The sequence below is a fragment of the Haloprofundus salilacus genome, from assembly GCF_020150815.1.
GTDB lineage: Archaea > Halobacteriota > Halobacteria > Halobacteriales > Haloferacaceae > Haloprofundus > Haloprofundus salilacus.
The window spans coordinates 423,431-441,633 of record NZ_CP083723.1 but is presented as its reverse complement, the minus strand read 5'-3'; the positions used below and the strand labels follow the sequence as shown (position 1 = coordinate 441,633).

The window sequence follows — 18,203 nt, the reverse complement described above, 5'->3', positions numbered from 1 at the left end:
CGAGCCGGAATCGACAATATGCCCCACATGCAGCCACTCACATACCCACGAACGGAGGAGAGAGCGACAGATGAGTAACGCCGATCTGAGCGCGGACGAACTCGTGCTCCCGGTCAAGCGCACCGAGGGCGACACCCTCGAAGCGCGGATGACCTCGAACGCGTACAACAACATCCTGCCCGCGCGGTATCTCCGCAAGGACGCCGACGGCAACCTCACCGAGACGCAGGAGGAGCTGTTCGCCCGTGTCGCGAAGAACATCGCGCTCGCGGAAGCCGTCTACGAGGCCGAGCGACAGGAGGTCGACGTGACCGTCACGCCCGACCAGTTGAAGCCGGGTCACCCGCGCCGCGACGAACTCGCCGCCGAGGTGTTCGGCAAGGGCGTCACCGCCGGCGACAACGTCGAGACGGCGCTCTCCGTCTACAACGTCAACAAGTTCGCCTACGACACCGTCGTCCCCGAACTCCCCGACGAGATTCGGTCGACCGTCGAGACGCGGCGCGAGCAGTTCCAGGAGATAATGGAGATGCTCTCGTTCGTCCCGAACTCGCCGACGCTGATGAACGCGGGCGACGAACTCCAGCAGCTGTCGGCGTGTTTCGTCGATTCGCCGGGCGACGACATCACCGACATCCACCAGACGATGAAGGAAGCCGCCGAGGTGTTCCAGTCCGGCGGCGGCATGGGTTACGCGTTCTGGAAGCTTCGGCCCTACGGCGACGCAGTAGGCTCTACTGGCGGCATCGCCTCCGGTCCCATCACGTTCATGCGGACGTACGACCAGATGTGCGAGACCATCGCGCAAGGCGGCGCGCGCCGCGGTGCGCAGATGGGCGTCATGCGCGTCAGCCACCCCGACGTCATCCAGTTCATCCACGCGAAGAACAAGGACGTCTCGCTGGCGCACTCGCTGCGCCTCAACGACCCCGACGACTACACGCACACGAAGTTCGCCGACGCGCTCGACGAGGCGCGTGAACTCATCGACGAGGAGGGTCGGGTCCCCAAACACCTCCGCAACGCCGTCGAGGGTCACCTCTCGAACTTCAACATCTCCGTCGGCGTCACCGACGACTTCATGGAGGCGCTGTACGACGACGAGGAGTTCGTCTTCACCAACCCCCGGACGGAGGAACCGCACGTCGCGACGCCCGAGACGAAGGAACTGTACGAGATGTTCGGTCTCGGCGAGCACGTCGAAGTCGGCGAGGTGCTCTCGATTCCGGCCGCCAAACTCTGGGACCACATCGTCTCCGGCGCCCACGAGAACGGCGAACCGGGCATCATCTATCTCGAGCGCGTCAACAAACAGCACTCCTTCGACGTCGAGAAACACCCCGACCACCGCATCCTCGCGACGAACCCGTGCGGCGAACAGCCGCTGGAGGAGTACGAGGCGTGCAACCTCGGCCACATCAACCTCTCGACGCTCGCCGATCTCGACGCCCCCGACTGGCGCGTCTGGTCCGGGGAGCACCTCGAGGAGTACGACTCCCACCAGGAGGCTGTCGACGCGTTCCTCTCTGAGGCCATCGACTTCGAGGAGTTCGACCGCCGCATCGAACTCGGGACGCGCTTCCTCGAGAACGTCGTCACGATGTCGGACTTCCCCGTCGCGAAGATAGAGCAGAAGGTACGCGAGATGCGCAAGATCGGCCTCGGCGTCATGGGGCTTGCACAGCTCTACATCCAGCTCGGCATCCGCTACGGCTCCGAGGAGGGGAACGAGGTCGCGAGCCAGCTGATGACCCACATCAACCACCGTTCGAAGTGGGCGTCGCACGAGCTCGCCGAGGAGCGCGGTTCGTTCGACGACTGGGACGACTCGAAGTACGCGAACCCGACCGAGTACCGCCAGTGGTTCGAGCACCACACCGGTCTCGACGCCGACGAGTGGGCCGATGGCTTCCCCGTCCGCAACCACAACACGACGACTATCGCCCCGACGGGCACCACGTCGATGGTCGGTAACACGACTGGTGGCTGCGAACCCATCTACAACGTCGCCTACTACAAGAACGTCTCCGACGACGTGCAGGGCGACGAGATGCTCGTCGAGTTCGATGACTACTTCCTCCGCGTGCTGGAGGCCAACGACATCGACGTCGAGGAGGTCAAGCGCGAGGCGCAAGAGCAGATGGCGAACAACGAGTTCGACGGCGTCGACTCGCTGTCGACGGTTCCGGATTCGATTTCGGAGTTGTTCGTCGTTACCGCCGACCTCTCTGGGAAGGACCACGCCGCCGTGCAGTGCGCCTGCCAGCAGGGCGTCGACTCCGCCATCTCGAAAACCTGTAACTTCCCGAACTCCGCGACGAAGGAGGACATGGACGAAGTCTACAGGTACATCTACGACCACGGCGGCAAGGGCGTCACCGTCTACCGCGACGGCACCCGCTCGAAGCAGGTGCTGACGACGCGCGCCGACAACGCGGAGTTCGCTGACGAGGACGAGGCCGCCGAGGTCATCGCCGAGCAGATTCGCGAGGCGTTCGGCGGACTCGACGCGTTCCTCGAGAACGAGGAGGTGCGCGAAGCGCTCGGCGGCGACGTCGAGGAGTTCGTGGAAGCGACCCGCGAGGGCCGCGCCTACGCGCAGGAGCGACCCCGTCCGGACGTGCTCCACGGCGTCACCCAGCGCATCGACACGGGCTACGGGAAGCTCTACGTCAACATCAACGAGGACGAGGACGGCGAGCCGTTCGAGCTGTTCGCCACCATCGGCAACTCCGGCGGGTTCACCAACTCCTTCACGGAGGCGCTGGCGAAAGTCATCAGCTACTCGCTGCGCTCGGGCGTCGACCCGCGCGAGATCGCCGCCGACCTGCAGGGCATCCGCAGTCCGAAGGTCGCGTGGGACAAAGGCGAGCAGATCAACTCCATCCCGGACGCCGTCGGCGTGGCGATGCGGCGCTACCTCGACGGCGAGATCGAGAAGCCGTACCCCAAGCAGAAGAGTCTCACCGAGATCGAATCAGAGACGACCGACGTCGACGTTGACGCCGAGGAGGCCCCCGAACCCGACGGCGGGGCCTCGGTCTCGAACGGCGCGAAGTCGGACGCCATGGACGACCTGCTGGCCGCGGGCGAGAGCCCCGAGTGTCCCGAATGTGGGAACCTGACGCTGTACTTCTCGGAAGGCTGCAAGACCTGCGAGTCCTGCGGCTGGTCCGAGTGCTGACGTAACGCGCAGTAGACGGCTCTCGCCGCCTCATCTCTCGTCTTTTCTCCGCTTCTCTCCCTCTCTTCAGCGACGGTACCCGAGCGTTGTGACTCTCGTCTCGACGGCGTCGCCGAAATACGGCGACCTCGGCTAATACGGGTGGAGCCGATTCCGGAACCGTCTTCCGTCGATCTACAGCTCAGCGCCCGAGTCCAGCGCCTTCAGCACGATTTCGGGGTCGCGGTTCAGCGAGTGGACGCGATAGCTGCCTTTCTCGTAGCCGCCGCCGGTGTGGCGGCTCTCGGTGATTCCGAGGAACGACTGTTCTTTCAGGAGGCGGGAGACGCGGTCCCACGAGATGGGGTCGGAGCCCTCGTTCGCGCAGACCCGTTTGTACGTCGAGTAGATGTCCTGTTTTGCGAACTCCTCCTCGTCGCGGCGCATCGTCAGCGACGCGAGGGCGACGAGGATGTACTTCACGTGCGGCGTGCTGCCGGAGACGAGTTCGGCGAAGCGGTCGGCCTCCGCGCGCTCCATCGCGCTGTCGATGTGTTCTTCGAGCACCTGCGAACTGTCCGACTCCTCGGCGATCGCGCCCGCGTACCGGAGGATGTCGATCGCTTTCCGCGCGTCGCCGTGTTCGCGCGCGGCCAGCGCGGCGACCTTCGGAATCACGTCCGCCGACAGAACGTCGGGTTGGAACGCGTCGCGCCGATTTTCGAGAATCTGTCTGAGCTGCGTCGCGTCGTAGGGGTGGAAGACGAACTCACGGTCCTGCAGCGAGGAGTCGACGCGTTCGCCCATGGACTCGCGGTACTGAATCTTGTTGCTGATGGCGATAATGCCGACGTAGGAGTCGGTCTTGCCGGACTCCTCGGCGCGCGAGAGCGTCATCAGGATGTCGTCGTCGCCGTCGAGTTTGTCGACCTCGTCGAGGATGACGATGAGCGACCGCACGTCGTGGACGTCGAGGAGGTCCCAGACGTGTCTGAAGTACTCCGCCGCGCCGATGCCTTTCCGCGGAATCGAGAGCTCCGGTTCAAGCGTGTCGCGCACGCCGAGTGCGAGTTCGCGCGCCGCCCGCGTCTCGGTGTCGTCGTTCGAGCAGTCGACGTACTGGTAGATGAGGTTCACGCCGTTGTCGGTCGCTCGCGTGCCCGCCTCGCGAGCCATGTGTTTCGAGACGAGCGACTTTCCGGTTCCCGTCTTGCCGTACAGCAGGAGATTCCGCGGCGGACCGCCTCTGACCGCCGGGCCGAGCGCCTTGCCAACCGCCCGAATCTCGTCGTCGCGGCCGATGATTCGGTCGCGGTCCGGGACGTAGCCGACGCGGAGCAGTTCCTCGCGCGCGAAGATCGAACCGACGGCGAACGGGTCGCCGTCTTCGGGCGCATCGCATCGGCGACGGTCCCCCCCGTCGGTCGTAACCGCCCGCTCGACGTCCGGACGACCGTTCTGCGTCTCCGCACTCCCGGAGTCGATTGCGTTCTCCGTCGTCGCGTACGATCGGAGGTCGGCATCGTACTCGTCGACCCGTCGGCTGTCGCCGGACGACCTATCGTCATCGTCGGACGGCCGGTCGCGACTGCGACAGTCTCGTTTCCCTTCCTCCGAGTCGGTCATCGACTCACGTAGCCACGCGGCACCGAGATAAAACTGCCGACCTCGTACCGAGTGAACTTTGCGCAATTCCGACCGACGGCGCGAGGAGAGCGGCCGCCGTACCCCGCCGAGAAGGCGGTGATCCCCCACCCCCCGTACCGAGTGAATTCGAGTCCAGGGGGAGGGTGGGGTCGCGTCGCCAAGGCGGTGAAGACGCAGAGGTTGATAAACAACGCGCACTATGGTATCGTGGCACTCAGTAGATCTAGCTTCTCACCGCGTGAGCGAACCAACTGTACAATTTGTGTCTGTTGTTGTTTGCTTATACAGATAAATATATAATATACGCGAGTTGCTCACGCTGATTTCCGCTTTACGGGTTGGTGTTCTTCGTCACGTTTCACTCGGTTTGAGGGGTGACCGTCCCGCTCCTTTCCCGCGAGTTCGACGAAGCCCTCGGAGTTGAAATCAGTCGGTACGAGGGGTCCGTCTCCGGTTGCTCTTCGACCGCCCCCTTCGAGATCTGTCTCCGGTGGCTCTCTCGACCGGTTTGGTGCTCTCTCGATCACCTCTCGTTCGTTACCGCCGAACCGGTCGTCGAGCGATGACGGACGACGCCCGACTCCGTTCGACTTCACTCGGTTCGGGGGGTCTCTCCGGTCGTCACATAGAGGTCAAACTACTCGTCACCCGGAACTGATCCGTGACTGACGGACCGCGGGGTAGGATCACTGCATCTCCCTCTTTCGATTTTACTACTGACTTTCCGACTGTCAGCTGATGATACCAGTCCATAACCGTCCGGCAACAAAAGCGAAGAACATACAAATCCCGATGCGAAGTAGCGGTTATATGGGTTGGAAAGAGACGGCCGAACCAGTCTTAACGCGGATGCCTGCAGTCGAGCGTCCGGAGGGGCACGTGCCCTTCCGTCGCAAGCTCGGCTGGACCGCCGGGATTCTCGTGTTGTACTTCTTCCTCACGAACGTCACCCTCTTCGGGCTCGACGTGTCGACGCAAAGCGACCTGTTCGGGCGCTTCCGGTCTATCCTCGCCGGAGCGCAAGGGTCGATTCTCCAGTTGGGTATCGGACCCATCGTCACCGCGAGCATCGTCCTCCAGTTGCTCGGCGGTGCCGACCTGCTCGGGTTGGACACGAACGACCCGCGCGATCAGATTCTCTACCAGGGACTGCAGAAGTTCCTCGTCGTCGTGATGATCTGTCTGACGGGTATCCCGATGGTGTTCGCCGGGGACTTCCTCCCGCCGAGTCAGGCCGTCGCGAGCGCCCTCGGTATCAGCGCGACCGGCGTGCAGGTGCTCCTGTTCGCACAGATCTTCGTCGGCGGCGTCCTCATCCTGTTCATGGACGAGATCGTGAGCAAGTGGGGCGTCGGCTCCGGTGTCGGACTGTTCATCATCGCTGGCGTGAGCCAGCAGCTCGTCGGCGGGCTGTTCGCGTGGCCGTCGCTCGGCGGCGCGCCCGGCTTCATCCCGACGTGGTTCGCCATCCTCACCGGCAACCAACAACTGGCCGACGGTCAGCTGCTCACCGGCCCGGGGCTGCAGGCGCTGCTGTTCCAACCGGGACAGATTCTCGCGCTGTTCACGACGGTGCTCATCTTCGCCATCGTCGTCTACGCCGAGTCCGTCCGCGTCGAGATTCCGCTCAGCCACGCCCGCGTGAAAGGCGCTCGCGGTCGCTTCCCCGTGAAGCTCATCTACGCGTCCGTCCTGCCGATGATTCTCGTCCGCGCGCTGCAGGCGAACATCCAGTTCCTCGGGCGCATCCTCTACTCGCAGAGTCCCGCCGGCGCCAACGCGATTACGCTGTTCGGGACGTCGATGCCGTGGCTCGGTCAGTACGGCTCTAACGGACAGCCCGTAGGCGGACTGTTCTACTACTTCGCGCCGATTCAGGCCCCGCAGGACTGGCTCTGGTTCCTCGCCGGGACGGCGGCGGAGCCGTGGCAGATCTTCATCCGCGTCGCCATCGACCTGACGTTCATGGTCATCGGCGGGGCGATATTCGCCATCTTTTGGGTCGAGACGACCGGAATGGGTCCGGAGTCGACGGCGCGGCAGATTCAGAACTCCGGGATGCAGATTCCCGGCTTCCGTCGGAACCCGCAGGTCATCGAGAAGGTGATGGAGCGCTACATCCCACAGGTGACGGTCATCGGCGGCGCGCTCGTCGGTCTGCTCGCCGTCATGGCGAACATGCTCGGCACCATCGGACAGGTCTCCGGGACGGGGCTGCTGCTGACGGTCTCCATCACGTACAAACTGTACGAGGAGATCGCCGAGGAGCAGCTCATGGAGATGCACCCGATGATGCGCCAGATGTTCGGCGACTGAGCGAATCAGCCACCGAACGCAATCGACCGACAGTTCCGCATTCTTCTTCGTTTTATCCACCAGCGGTGAGTCAGCGTAAACAATTACGCCGTATACAGACCGTCTACACGTGAGTACGGCAATCCGGGTCTCCGACGAGATGAGATGAAACGAATGTAAAGAACTGGCGCTCGCTAGCCCGAAAACGAAGAAGCGGGTAGCGCGACGCTGCGCGTCTCGCGAGGGAGCCGAAACCGAAGCTTCCGCGTTCGACCCATTCAGGCCCCGCGATACGTTCAGTCGTCTCCTGTCGCGTTATCTTTCGCTTCCGCGAACGTGGCCCCGCCGCACTCCGAACACGTTCCCTCTTGGGTCGGAAGGATGATTATTCCCTTTTCGTCGATTCGCCCGGCGAATGGGGTTCCACAGTCGGTGCAGAGTACTACTTTTCTATCCATGATATACTTTAGACTCCTTTTGGTCGCCTTCTCTGGAAATCCGGTGCCTCCCGTCTTACTTTCGAAGCTATCGCTCAAGGAGAGGGAGCTCACAGGTTGACGTGGCGTCATTGTTCGGTTCCGGTGCACTTCGTTCGGCGGATTTCTACGAGCGTTCGCAGGCGTCGCTCCGAGATAACGCTACTGAATCTGTGTATTGTTTTCTGAATAAAAGCACGTCGTCGCCGTCGGACGGAGAGTTTCGCGATTCGCCCGCGCGAACAGTTCGAGTCGGCGTATCGTCGCCTTCTCCGTCGGGTCGACCGAACGGGCGGAAAGCGGAAGCGGGTGCGTGAGAGCGGCTGACTCGTTTGAACAGTCTCCTGCTAGCGGCAGTGACCGACCAGAGCCGTAACCGACCAGAGTAGCAAACAACACTAACCGGTTTACGCCGTCGTCGTGAACTATCGGTGATGCGCTCCGACCACACTAAGGAGTGGGAATACCATTGCCTGAGACCGCCGCGCGAAGAGACGAAGAAAGAAGCCGGCGACCCGACTAAGGAGTTGAACGACCTCGGGAAAGACGGCTGGGAACTCGCGGAGACGATAGCGTACACCGGCGGCGGCACGAAGTTTCTAATCCTCAAACGACCGGCGGAGTACGGCGAGGGGGAGGCTGATGAGTAACGGCGACGAAAGCGACATCGGGACGGCGAACACGATGCGCGGACGATCCGGAGAGAGCCGACTCAAAATCTGGCTGCTCTTTCGGACGAACCGGTTTGTGTTGACCGCGCTGCTCGCGTTGCTCGTCTTCGTGTCGTTTCTCGCGATCAGCGTCGCACTCGCCCCGTCACTTTCGAGCGAGATCAAATCGACCGACACCATCGAGACGGTGTTCTCGGCGATGATCGGCGTCATCGTCACCGGGACGACGCTGGTCGTCACCATCAGCCAGCTCGTCCTCTCGGCGGAGAACGGCCCGCTGGGCGACCAGCGCGAGCGGATGAGCGACGCGATGGATTTCCGGACGTACACGAAAGATCTCTTCGGCTCCGTCGTTCCGGTTGACCCGTCGGCGTTTCTCGCACGACTCGTCGGCGAAATCGAACGGCGAGCGGAGGTGGTTGACCGTCTGGTCGCCGAAACCGGCGATGACGAACTGATAGACCAGACGAGTGAGTTCATCGACAGTCTCCACGGAAACGCAACGGAGGTGCAAAACGAACTGGAAGGGTCGAGTTTCGGGACGTTCGACGTCCTGTTCGCCGCGCTCAACTTCAACTACAGTTGGAAGATCTATCAGGCCGAGCGACTTCGCGAGAACTACGCGTCGTCGATGAACGACGAGCAGAAGTACGCGTTCGACCAGTTGAAGACGGCCCTTTCGATGTTCGGCCCGGCGCGCGAACACATCAAGACGCTCTACTTCCAGTGGGCGCTCGTCAACCTCTCGCAGTACATCCTCTACGCGGCGGTGCCGGCGCTCATCGTCGCCGGCGGGATGTTAACGTTCGTCGGCGCAGAGACGTTCAGCGGGAGGTTTCTGACAATTCCGGTCATCACGTGGGTCGTCAGCGCCGCCTACACCGCGACGCTCGTCCCGTTCCTGTTGTTCACGTCGTACATCCTCCGCATCGCTCCCGTCGCCAAGCGGACGCTCGCCATCGGTCCGCTTATCCTCCGCGACTCCCAGCGATAGCGGTCAGAGCACGTCCCGAGACGCCAGGCGTCTGTTCGAGGGTGCGTCTGTTCGAGAGTCCGACGACGGGCCGCCCGCTCACCGCGGTAACCCGCTTCTAACACCGGCGTAATCCGCTTCAGAGGTGACCGTAATCCGCTTCGAACGTGGCCATAGCCTGCTCCGGACGTGGCTAGAACCCGGTTTAGTCGTACAATCCGGCGACCGTCCGCACCGACTCTCATCGAGTGGCATCGGCGTATCAACACCGGCAGCTACGATATCAAGAGTTACTAATCGGATAGCAGTGTTTATCAACGAGGGGCCGTTGATTGTTAAACAGAGCATGGGTCTTCACAACCGCAGAGCGGTACTCGGTCTGGGCGCTGGCACACTCGTCGCTGCGCTCGCGGGGTGCGTCGGTGCAGGAGGCGGCTCGTCTACGGGCGGTACCGGTGGCGACGGCAAAACGACCGTGCAGTCGTCGTTCTTCGTTCTCTCCGACTTCGCGGCCAATGTCGTCGGCGACGTCGCGACGGTCGAGAACCTCGTTCCGTTCGGCCAACACGGCCACGGCTGGGAACCCGGTCCCGACGTCCAGCGGTCGGTGTTGGAGTCCAACGCGTTCGTCTACATGGGCGAGGGGTTCCAACCGTGGGCCGACGACGTCGTCACGAACCTCGAAGACGCCGACAGCGACATCGCGGTCATCGAGGCCCGCCACGACGTCGACCTCCTGTCGGCACCAGGAACCGGCGACGACGGCGACGAACACGGTCACGACGACAACGGAAACGAGAGTCACGACGAGGGTACTCACAACGAGAGCCACGACGACGTACACGAGGGCAACTACAGTGACGACGGTCACGAAGAGGAGGAACACGGCGACGACGGCCACGACCACGGGGCCGCCGACCCCCACTTCTGGCTCGACCCGACGCGCGCTGCGACGGCCGTCGAGACCATCCGCGACGGTCTCGTCGAGATGGACCCCGGCAACGAGTCGACGTACGTTGACAACGCCGATGCCTACGTCGCGACGCTGAACGACCTCGATTCGACGTTCGAGGAGGAACTTTCGGGACGCACGCGCGAGGACGTGCTCGTAGCCGGGCACAACGCCTTCCAGTATCTCGGCGAGCGCTACGAGTTCCACGTCCACTCGCTGACCGGTCTCGCCCCGGACGACCAACCGACGCCGCAGGACGTCACCCGGGCGCAGGAACTCATCGCCGAACACGACATCAGTCACGTCCTCGCGCCGGTGTTCGAGTCCGACCGCGCCGCGATGCAACTCGTTGAGGAGACGGACGCAACGGCGGCGCTACCGCTGACGCCGGTACCGACGCTGAAACCCGAGTGGGAGGAAGACGGCTGGGGCTTCGTCGACGTGATGACCGAGGTAAACCTCGCCAGCCTCCGAACGGCGCTGGGGGCGAAATGAGCGAGGACGGAGCGAGCGGAGACATGACGAGCGAAAACGAGACCAGTGGGACCGAACGCGCAGGCGACGCCGTCGGCGAGAACTCCGTTATCGAGGTGAACGACGTGACGTTCGGCTACGACGGCGTGGCGGTTCTCGAGGACGTGTCGCTGACCGTCGGCTCCGGGGAGTTCCTCGGTCTCGTCGGCCCGAACGGCTCCGGGAAGAGTACGCTCTTGCGACTCATGCTGGGCCTTCACTCGCCGAGCGCCGGCACCGTCCGCCTGTTCGGCGAACCTGCCGAATCGTTCGCGGCGGGCGAGCGCCTCGGCTACGTCGCCCAGGACGTCGCGACGGCCGCGACGGGGATGCCGATCACGGTCCGCGAAGTCGTCGAGATGGGTCGCTACCCGCACGTCGGGTTCGGGCGTCTCGGGGCGACCGACCGCCGAACCGTCGCCGACGCGCTCGACACCGTCGGCATCGCCGACCTCGCCGACAAGCGCCTCGCGCGCCTCTCGGGGGGCCAGCGCCAGCGGGCGTTCATCGCGCGCGCGCTCGCGAGCGACGCCGATCTCTTGGCGCTCGACGAACCGGCCGTCGGCGTTGACGCCGACTCCAGAGAGGCGTTCTACGACCTACTCGCCGAGTTGAACGCCGACGGTCTCACCGTCGTCCTCGTCGAACACGATATCGGCGTCGTCACCGACCGCGCCACCACTGTCGCCTGTCTCAACCGCCGACTGTTCTTCCACGGCGAGACCGACGGCTTCGACGAGAGCGACGCGCTCTCGGCCGCGTACGGCGCGAACCAGCGGGTGCTCCACCACGACCACAGCCACGGCGACGTCGACAACGTCAACCACACCGGCCACGACCACCGACCATGACCGCGTTCGTACTCTCCCCCGCGCTCTTCGCGTCGACGCTTTTCGTCGTCGGAATCGCCGAGACGGTCGTTCGCCTGCTCGGCGACGGGATGTGCGACGTCGCCGGACCGCTCGGTGTCGAGATGCTCTGCTACCCGTTCATGCAGCAGGCGTTCGTCGCCGGTCTCTGCGTGGGCGTCGTCGCGCCGCTCGTCGGCAGTTTCCTCGTCCACCGCGACATGGCCTTCATCGGCGACACACTCGCGCACACCGCCTTCGCAGGCGTCGCAATCGGTCTCTTCCTCGGGACGGCGTTCGACCTCGGTATCTCGCCGTACCTCTCGGCGCTGGTCGCCGCCGTGCTTGCGGCGCTGCTCATCGAACTCATCTCGGAGTACACCGACGCCTACGGCGACGTGTCGATGGCGATAGTCCTTTCGGGCGGGTTCGCGCTCGGCACCGTCGTCATCAGCCTCACCGACGGCGGCATCGCCGTCGGCATCAGCCAGTACCTGTTCGGCAGTCTTTCGACGGTGACGCTGGAGAACGCGTCGCTCCTGTTGATCCTGAGTGGCCTCGTCGTCGGCGTCGTCGCCGCGACGTACAAGCAACTGCTGTTCGTCACCTTCGACGAGACGGCCGCGCGCGTCGCGCGGGTGAACGTCGAGCGCTACTCGCGCCTGCTCATCGTCCTCACCGCCGTCGTCGTCGTCGCAGCGATGCAGATCATGGGCGTCATCCTCGTCGCGGCGATGCTCGTCGTCCCAGTCGCCGCCGCCGCGCAAATCGCGCGGAGCTTCCGCGAGTCGGTGCTTCTGGCAGTCGTCGCGGGCGAACTCGCCGTTCTACTGGGACTCACGGCATCGTACCAGTACGGCGTCGCCGCGGGCGGGAGCATCGTTCTCGTGGCGATCGGCGTGTACGCGATCGTCGTCGTCGCCGACGGCGTTCGTTCGGCACGCCTCGGACGCGGCGTCGCGAGCGGGTCGAAGACGCCCACCGCCGCCGACGGCGGTGAGACGGCTACCGAAGCGGAAAACGAGTCGTAGTCGAGGTCAGGAGGCTGCCGGTCGGAGTCGTCGTTTCGGGACGTTGCGGCCGTTATTCCGCGTCGGCTAGCGGGCCGAAGTCGTCGACGGGCATCACCGAGTAGTCGACGGTGAGCGTGTCTCTGGTCGCGCGCACCTTCCCGACGAACGTCGAAATCTCTTCGAGCGTGCCTTCGAGGACGAACAGTTCCATGCAGTAGTGCGAGCCGACGTGGCTGTGGAAGTTGGAGGCGACGAGGTTCTCGTGTTCGTGGCGCAGTTGCATCATCCGCTCTTCGACGCTCGTCGTCTCGTAGTTGAAGAGGACGGTGACGACGCCCATCAGGTCGCGGTCCTCCAGGCGCGTGTCCTCGAACTCGCCGAGGAGGTTGCGTGACGCCTCGCGGACGACCTCGCTGCGGCCCGTGTAGCCGTGGTCGTCGGCGAACGCGTCGATGCGGGCGAGCAGTTCTTCGGGCATTGAGACGCTGACGACGGTCATGTATTAACTCAGTGCCGCTCGGCTATTAGGAGTTATTATCCCCTCGTCGTTGCGTCGCTGGCGCGAACTCGCCGCGTGTCGGCCGTCGTTGTCGAACCGCCGCGCTTCGGCCGTCAACGAGAAATCGCCGACGCCCACAGTTATATCAAGGGTGTCTGCTACCCCCTTGGTATGCAAGGGCCTCCGGAGACGCCGCGCCGTGAGGCGGTCGACACCGTCCACGGTCAGGAGGTTGTCGACCCCTACCGCTGGTTGGAAGCCGAGTCGACCGAAGTACAGCAGTGGGTCGACGCGCAGAACGAGTACGCCGAGTCGGTGCTCGACGTACCCGCGAGGCGCGTCCTCGAAGCGCGGTTCGACGAACTCGCGCGCGTCACCGACTACGGAACGATTCGTCCCGCCGCCGGCCGGTACTTCCAGCGCGTCAAAGCGCACGACGACGAACAACCGGTGCTGTGCGTCCGTGACTCGCTGCAAAGCGACCGCCGAACGCTCGTCGACCCCAACGAGTGGTCCGAGGACGGGACCATCTCGATGGACTGGTTCGTCCCCCACCCCGACGGGGAGTTTCTCGCCTACGGCGTCGCCGCCGGCGGCGACGAGCAGTACGACGTTCGCGTCGTTGACGTCGTCTCCGGCGACCAAGTCGACGAACTCGTTGACGTAGGCCGCATCTCCGCGACCGGGTTCGCGTGGACCGCTGACGGCTTCTACTACGTCAGCACCGGAACCCGCGCCGACGACGGCGTCCGACAGCTCGACAAGGAGGTCAGACACCACGTTCTCGGGTCGCCGGCGGACACCGACGCGCTCGTCGTCGACGAGTTCAAAGAGCAGGTCTGGCCGGTGCTCGAAGCCGACGACGACGTGCTGGTCGTCCAGTACTACGAGGGCTGGGACCGCTCGGAGGTGTACGCGCTCAGCGAGACGCCTCGCGCCGGACGGACCGAGCCGGTCGACCTCGTCCCCGTCGTCACCGACCTGGAGGCCACGTTCGAACCGAGCCTCCGCGACGGCTACCTCTACCTGCTGACCGACTACGAGGCGCCGCGCTCGCGGCTGCTCGGGTGCGACGTCGAGACGGCGCTCTCGGGCGACGCCCACCCCGACGAGATGGACGTCGTCATCCCCGAGCACAAAGAGATTCTCCGGGAGATCGCCCTCGGCGACGACCGAATCGTCGCTCACTACCACCGCAACGCCTACTCCGCGCTGTCGACGTTCACCCGCGACGGCGAACGCGTCGGCCACGTCGAACTCCCCGAGTACGGGGCCGTCGCCGGGACGTACGCGTGGGACGGCGAACTGTTCTACACCGTCGAGTCGTTCCAGCACCCGCCGCGGGTCTGCTGTGTGGACCTCGAAACCGAGGAGACGCACGTGCTCGACGAACCCGAGGCCAGAGTCGACGCAGACCTCGACGTGAAACAGGAGTGGTTCGAGTCCGACGACGGAACTCGGATTCCGGCGTTCGTCGTCCACCGCTCGGATCTCGACCGCGACGGCGAGAACCCGACGATTCTAACGGGCTACGGCGGCTTCCGCGTCAACCGGACACCGACGTTCAACCGCTTTGCCGTCCCGTTCCTCGAAGCGGGCGGCGTCTACGTGCTCGCGACGCTCCGCGGCGGCGCGGAGTTTGGCGAGGAGTGGCACGAAGCGGGCCGCCGCGAGAACAAACAGAACGTCTTCGACGACGCCATCGCCGTCGCCGAGGGACTCGTCGAGCGGCGGTACACGAAACCGGAGCAGTTGGCCGTCTCCGGCGGGTCCAACGGCGGCCTGCTCGTCGGCGCGCTCATCACCCAGCGGCCGGACCTGTTCGGCGCGGCGCTCTGTCTCGTCCCGCTCTTGGACATGCTCCGGTTCCACAAGTTCCTGCTCGGTCCGTCGTGGACGACGGAGTACGGCAACCCCGACGACCCGGTCGCCTACGAGTACATCCGCGCGTACTCGCCGTACCACAACGTCAAGGAGGCGGCGTACCCGGCGACGCTGTTCACGACGGCGGCAGGCGACACCCGCGTCCACCCGAGTCACGCCCGGAAGATGGCCGCGCGACTCCAGTCGGCGAACACCGGCGACGAACCGATTCTCCTCCGCACCGAGGAGAAAGCTGGTCACGGCATCGGGAAACCGACGTCGATGTACGTCACCGAGCAGGCCGAGCAGTGGGGCTTCCTCTGTCACTCCCTCGGACTCGACGCCGACGACCTCCGGTCGGCCCAGCGGCCGCCGTCGGCGTAGTCCGGTTCGACCGTTCTCTTCGATTCGCCGTCTCCCCGTCTCTTTCGAACTGTCTGCGCGGCAAGTGTTTAGCCCCCCGCCCCCGTATCCTGTGCCATGAGCGACCCGAGCGTCATAGAGGAAGAACTCCGCGGCAACGGTATTAGCGTCGAGGAGGTTCTCGTCGGCGACGAGGGAGACAGCGGCGTCGACCTGACGTACATGACGGCGTTTCCCGCAGCGCGCGTCAACCACCGCGAAGTCGGTCAGGCGCTGACTGCGTTCATCGACCTCGCGCAGGCGGATGAGTGGGACCCAGAACCGGTCCACGCGACGTCGATTCGGACCGACAACGACGTGCAGGGTCGCTGGCGGGCCGAAGCCGAGTGGTTCGAGGACTACCTCTCCTACGACCTCTCCGACGAGGATTTCTCCGAACTCGTCCTCGACACGCTCGAAGAGGAACCGTCTGCGTTCGTCGGAGGCGACAGATGAGCCGAGAGACCGGCGCGTGGCGACACCGCGGGAGCGACGACGCGACGCCCGGCGAAGAGCGCCGCCCCTCCCGGTACGAGTTCTCGAAGGTTCGCGTCCGGTTCGACAGCGACGGTCAGCGGTGCGTCGGGTCGCTGTATCGCCCCGACCGACCGAAGAACCCGCCGCTTGTTCTGATGGCCCCCGGGTTCGGCTCCGAGCGGGAGTTCGGCCTCCCCGTAGTCGCAGAGCGGTACGCCGAGCGCGGCTACGCCGTCTTCAGCTTCGACTACCGGCATTTCGGCGACAGCGAAGGTAAACCGCGGAACCTCGTCAGCCCCGCGCGACAGGTCGCCGACTGGCGGGCCGCCATCGAACACGCCCGCGAACTCGACGGCGTCGACGCGAACCGACTTGTCCTCTGGGGGTCGTCGTTCGCGGGCGGCCACGTCCTCGAAGTCGCCGCCGGAGAACCGCACGTCGCGGCGGTCGTCGCGCAGGCCCCGTTCGTCGACGGGCGGTCACTGACGCTCGGGAAGGGATTGAAGTACATCGCGAAGGCGCTCCCGCTCGCTCTCGCGGACAAACTGCTATCGGTCGTCGGACGCTCGAAAACCGTCCCCATCGTCGGCACGCCCGAGGAGTTCGCCGTGCTGAACGAACCCGGCGCGAAGACCAGCTACTTCGACCTCGTCCCCTCGGAGTCGCTGTGGGAGAACGAGACGCCCGCGCGGGTGTTCCTCTCGCTTCCGGGGTACCGCCCGGTGACGAAGGCCGAGGAGGTCCACTGCCCGACGCTCGTCATCACGGGCGAACACGACGAGATCGTCTCCGCCTCGGATGTCGAGAGCGCCGCCGCGAAGCTCCCGAACGGGACGTTCGTCCGGATGCCCGTCGATCACTTCGACCCCTACGAGGGAACAGCGTTCGAGGAGTCGCTCGGCCACCAGTTCGCGTTCCTCGACCGCGTTCTTGGCGACGAGTAGCCGCTTCACCGTGCGTTCGTCGACCTCGCGGTGAGCCTCGTCGACTGAGCGACGCTGGCGGTTCTCTCCCACTTTTTCCGTACTCGTTCGCAACCTTCCGCAACCTTTCGCAGTGACGCAACCCTCTTTTCGGTCACCTGCGTCTCTCCGCTATGACCGTCTCTCGCACGGTAGAACTCGAAGGCCACATCATCGACTCGGGGATGATGGGCCGCTGTTTCGGCATCGTGATGGATCTCGGCGGCTCGTTCGAAGTCGAGGAGTTCGAGGTCGGCCGCCACAAGGACGCCACCTCGTACTGCCGGCTGCGCGTCTCCGCCGACACCGAAGGCGACCTGCAGTCGATTATCCACGAACTCCACCAGAGCGGCGCGAACCCTGCCGACCCGCGCCCGGCCTCGGTCGAACCCGCTCCCGGTGACCGGGTCGTCCCCGCCGGCTTCTACTCCACGACGAACCACCCGACCGACGTGTACTACCGCGGCGAGTGGATTCCGGTCGAAAACATCGAGATGGACTGCGCCGTCGTGATAGAGGAGTCAGAGGACGGCGAACTCAGCGCCCGGACGAAGGTGCTGAACGCGATTCGGGAGGACGACCTCGTCGTCGTCGGCGAGTCGGGTATCAGAGTGAAACCGCCGGAGCGACCGCGCGACGCCTCGGGACCGTTCGGCTTCATGCAGGGCGGCGTCTCCTCCGAGCGCCCCTCCGAGTCGCTCATCCGCGAAGTCGCCGAGGCGCTCGTCGAGACGAAGCGCGAGGGAGGAAACGTGCTCGTCGTCGCCGGCCCGGCGCTCATCCACTCCGGCGCCGGCGACGCGCTCGCCGACCTCGTTCGCGAGGGGTTCGTCGACGGTCTCTCGGCGGGCAACGGGTTCGCTACACACGACATCGAGCGCGGCCTCTACGGCACCTCGCTCGGGATGGACATAGAGACGATGGAACACCCGCGGAAGGGCCACAAACACCACATCTACACCATCAGCGAAGTCGTCCGCGCGGGCGGCATCCGCGAGGCCGTCGACGCCGGACTCATAAAGGATGGCGTGATGTACGAGTGCGTCGAGAACGACGTGGAGTACGTGCTCGCGGGGTCGATTCGCGATGACGGACCGCTCCCGGACACCATCACCGACGCCGTCGAGGCGCAGAACGCCATCCGCGAGCAGGCCCACGAGGCCGACCTCGTGCTGATGCTGTCGACGTTGCTGCACTCCGTCGCCGTCGGCAACTGCCTCCCGTCGACGACGAAAACCGTCTGCGTCGACATCAACCCAGCGACGGTCACACAGCTCCTAGACCGCGGGTCGTCGCAGGCTATCGGCATGGTGACCGACATCGGGACGTTCGTCCCCGCACTCGCCGAGAAAGTGTTCGAAGCCGAGGCCGAGAAGTAGACCCCCAGCCACGCCGCCTCACACTGTCTGCTCTTTTCACGGCGAAACTACACAAAACATTTAACGTGGA

At 64.7% G+C, this 18,203-nt stretch carries 13 protein-coding genes; 11 read left to right on the top strand and 2 right to left on the bottom strand.

Features of this window, described 5'->3' with window-relative positions:
- The first annotated feature begins 70 nt into the window (after nt 1–70).
- Entirely contained in the window at nt 71–3,184 is a 3,114-nt protein-coding gene (locus LAQ58_RS02170) for an adenosylcobalamin-dependent ribonucleoside-diphosphate reductase (RefSeq protein ID WP_224448987.1), read from the top strand.
- A 174-nt stretch (nt 3,185–3,358) separates the two neighbouring features.
- Here the strand turns inward: LAQ58_RS02170 and LAQ58_RS02165 are convergent, their stop codons facing one another.
- Nucleotides 3,359–4,789, bottom strand: a complete 1,431-nt coding sequence (locus tag LAQ58_RS02165) for a Cdc6/Cdc18 family protein (RefSeq protein ID WP_224448986.1) — start codon at nt 4,787–4,789, stop codon at nt 3,359–3,361.
- Between the two features lie 831 nt (nt 4,790–5,620).
- Between LAQ58_RS02165 and secY the strand changes: the two genes are divergently transcribed.
- From secY to LAQ58_RS02135, 6 genes are all read left to right on the top strand, one after another.
- Nucleotides 5,621–7,126: a preprotein translocase subunit SecY gene (secY, locus tag LAQ58_RS02160; protein WP_224448985.1), complete on the top strand. Its 1,506-nt coding sequence runs from the start codon at nt 5,621–5,623 to the stop codon at nt 7,124–7,126.
- Between the two features lie 889 nt (nt 7,127–8,015).
- Nucleotides 8,016–8,231, top strand: coding sequence for a Sp36 family protein (gene sp36 / locus LAQ58_RS02155; RefSeq protein ID WP_224448984.1), 216 nt, complete (start codon nt 8,016–8,018; stop codon nt 8,229–8,231).
- Entirely contained in the window at nt 8,224–9,246 is a 1,023-nt protein-coding gene (locus LAQ58_RS02150) for a DUF7972 family membrane protein (protein ID WP_224448983.1), read from the top strand. The genes sp36 and LAQ58_RS02150 overlap by 8 nt, the downstream gene beginning before the upstream one ends.
- Before the next feature lie 325 nt (nt 9,247–9,571).
- Nucleotides 9,572–10,672, top strand: coding sequence for a metal ABC transporter substrate-binding protein (locus LAQ58_RS02145; RefSeq protein WP_224448982.1), 1,101 nt, complete (start codon nt 9,572–9,574; stop codon nt 10,670–10,672).
- Between the two features lie 23 nt (nt 10,673–10,695).
- Complete coding sequence (locus tag LAQ58_RS02140; RefSeq protein WP_224450204.1) at nt 10,696–11,541, top strand: metal ABC transporter ATP-binding protein; 846 nt, start codon at nt 10,696–10,698, stop codon at nt 11,539–11,541.
- Nucleotides 11,538–12,569 (top strand): metal ABC transporter permease, encoded by a 1,032-nt coding sequence (locus tag LAQ58_RS02135; RefSeq protein WP_224448981.1) that lies wholly within the window; start codon nt 11,538–11,540, stop codon nt 12,567–12,569. The genes LAQ58_RS02140 and LAQ58_RS02135 overlap by 4 nt, the downstream gene beginning before the upstream one ends.
- Before the next feature lie 52 nt (nt 12,570–12,621).
- Here LAQ58_RS02135 and LAQ58_RS02130 read toward each other — a convergent pair whose 3' ends face one another.
- A complete protein-coding gene (locus tag LAQ58_RS02130) occupies nt 12,622–13,050 on the bottom strand; it encodes a CopG family ribbon-helix-helix protein (protein ID WP_224448980.1) in 429 nt (142 codons plus the stop codon).
- Between the two features lie 171 nt (nt 13,051–13,221).
- Between LAQ58_RS02130 and LAQ58_RS02125 the strand changes: the two genes are divergently transcribed.
- From LAQ58_RS02125 to LAQ58_RS02110, 4 genes are all read left to right on the top strand, one after another.
- Entirely contained in the window at nt 13,222–15,297 is a 2,076-nt protein-coding gene (locus LAQ58_RS02125) for a prolyl oligopeptidase family serine peptidase (RefSeq protein WP_224448979.1), read from the top strand.
- A 96-nt stretch (nt 15,298–15,393) separates the two neighbouring features.
- On the top strand, nt 15,394–15,771 hold the full coding sequence (locus LAQ58_RS02120; RefSeq protein ID WP_224448978.1) for a DUF8159 domain-containing protein: 378 nt from the start codon (nt 15,394–15,396) through the stop codon (nt 15,769–15,771).
- The gene (locus LAQ58_RS02115; protein ID WP_224448977.1) at nt 15,768–16,736 is read left to right on the top strand and encodes an alpha/beta hydrolase; all 969 of its coding nucleotides are present in this window, start codon (nt 15,768–15,770) and stop codon (nt 16,734–16,736) included. Before LAQ58_RS02120 ends, LAQ58_RS02115 begins: the two co-directional genes overlap by 4 nt.
- A 152-nt stretch (nt 16,737–16,888) precedes the next feature.
- Nucleotides 16,889–18,133, top strand: coding sequence for an ornithine cyclodeaminase, nickel-pincer nucleotide-dependent (locus LAQ58_RS02110; protein ID WP_224448976.1), 1,245 nt, complete (start codon nt 16,889–16,891; stop codon nt 18,131–18,133).
- Nucleotides 18,134–18,203: the final 70 nt, after the last annotated feature.

Excerpts from the sequence above, each read along its gene's own strand:
- LAQ58_RS02140 (WP_224450204.1), top strand. The coding sequence starts at position 10,696 with ATGACGAGCGAAAACGAGACCAGTGGGACCGAACGCGCAGGCGACGCC.
- LAQ58_RS02135 (WP_224448981.1), top strand. The coding sequence starts at position 11,538 with ATGACCGCGTTCGTACTCTCCCCCGCGCTCTTCGCGTCGACGCTTTTC.
- LAQ58_RS02145 (WP_224448982.1), top strand. The coding sequence starts at position 9,572 with ATGGGTCTTCACAACCGCAGAGCGGTACTCGGTCTGGGCGCTGGCACA.
- LAQ58_RS02120 (WP_224448978.1), top strand. The coding sequence starts at position 15,394 with ATGAGCGACCCGAGCGTCATAGAGGAAGAACTCCGCGGCAACGGTATT.
- LAQ58_RS02130 (WP_224448980.1), bottom strand. The coding sequence starts at position 13,050 with ATGACCGTCGTCAGCGTCTCAATGCCCGAAGAACTGCTCGCCCGCATC.
- LAQ58_RS02150 (WP_224448983.1), top strand. The coding sequence starts at position 8,224 with ATGAGTAACGGCGACGAAAGCGACATCGGGACGGCGAACACGATGCGC.
- LAQ58_RS02170 (WP_224448987.1), top strand. The coding sequence starts at position 71 with ATGAGTAACGCCGATCTGAGCGCGGACGAACTCGTGCTCCCGGTCAAG.
- LAQ58_RS02115 (WP_224448977.1), top strand. The coding sequence starts at position 15,768 with ATGAGCCGAGAGACCGGCGCGTGGCGACACCGCGGGAGCGACGACGCG.
- sp36 (WP_224448984.1), top strand. The coding sequence starts at position 8,016 with ATGCGCTCCGACCACACTAAGGAGTGGGAATACCATTGCCTGAGACCG.
- LAQ58_RS02165 (WP_224448986.1), bottom strand. The coding sequence starts at position 4,789 with ATGACCGACTCGGAGGAAGGGAAACGAGACTGTCGCAGTCGCGACCGG.
- secY (WP_224448985.1), top strand. The coding sequence starts at position 5,621 with ATGGGTTGGAAAGAGACGGCCGAACCAGTCTTAACGCGGATGCCTGCA.
- LAQ58_RS02110 (WP_224448976.1), top strand. The coding sequence starts at position 16,889 with ATGACCGTCTCTCGCACGGTAGAACTCGAAGGCCACATCATCGACTCG.
- LAQ58_RS02125 (WP_224448979.1), top strand. The coding sequence starts at position 13,222 with ATGCAAGGGCCTCCGGAGACGCCGCGCCGTGAGGCGGTCGACACCGTC.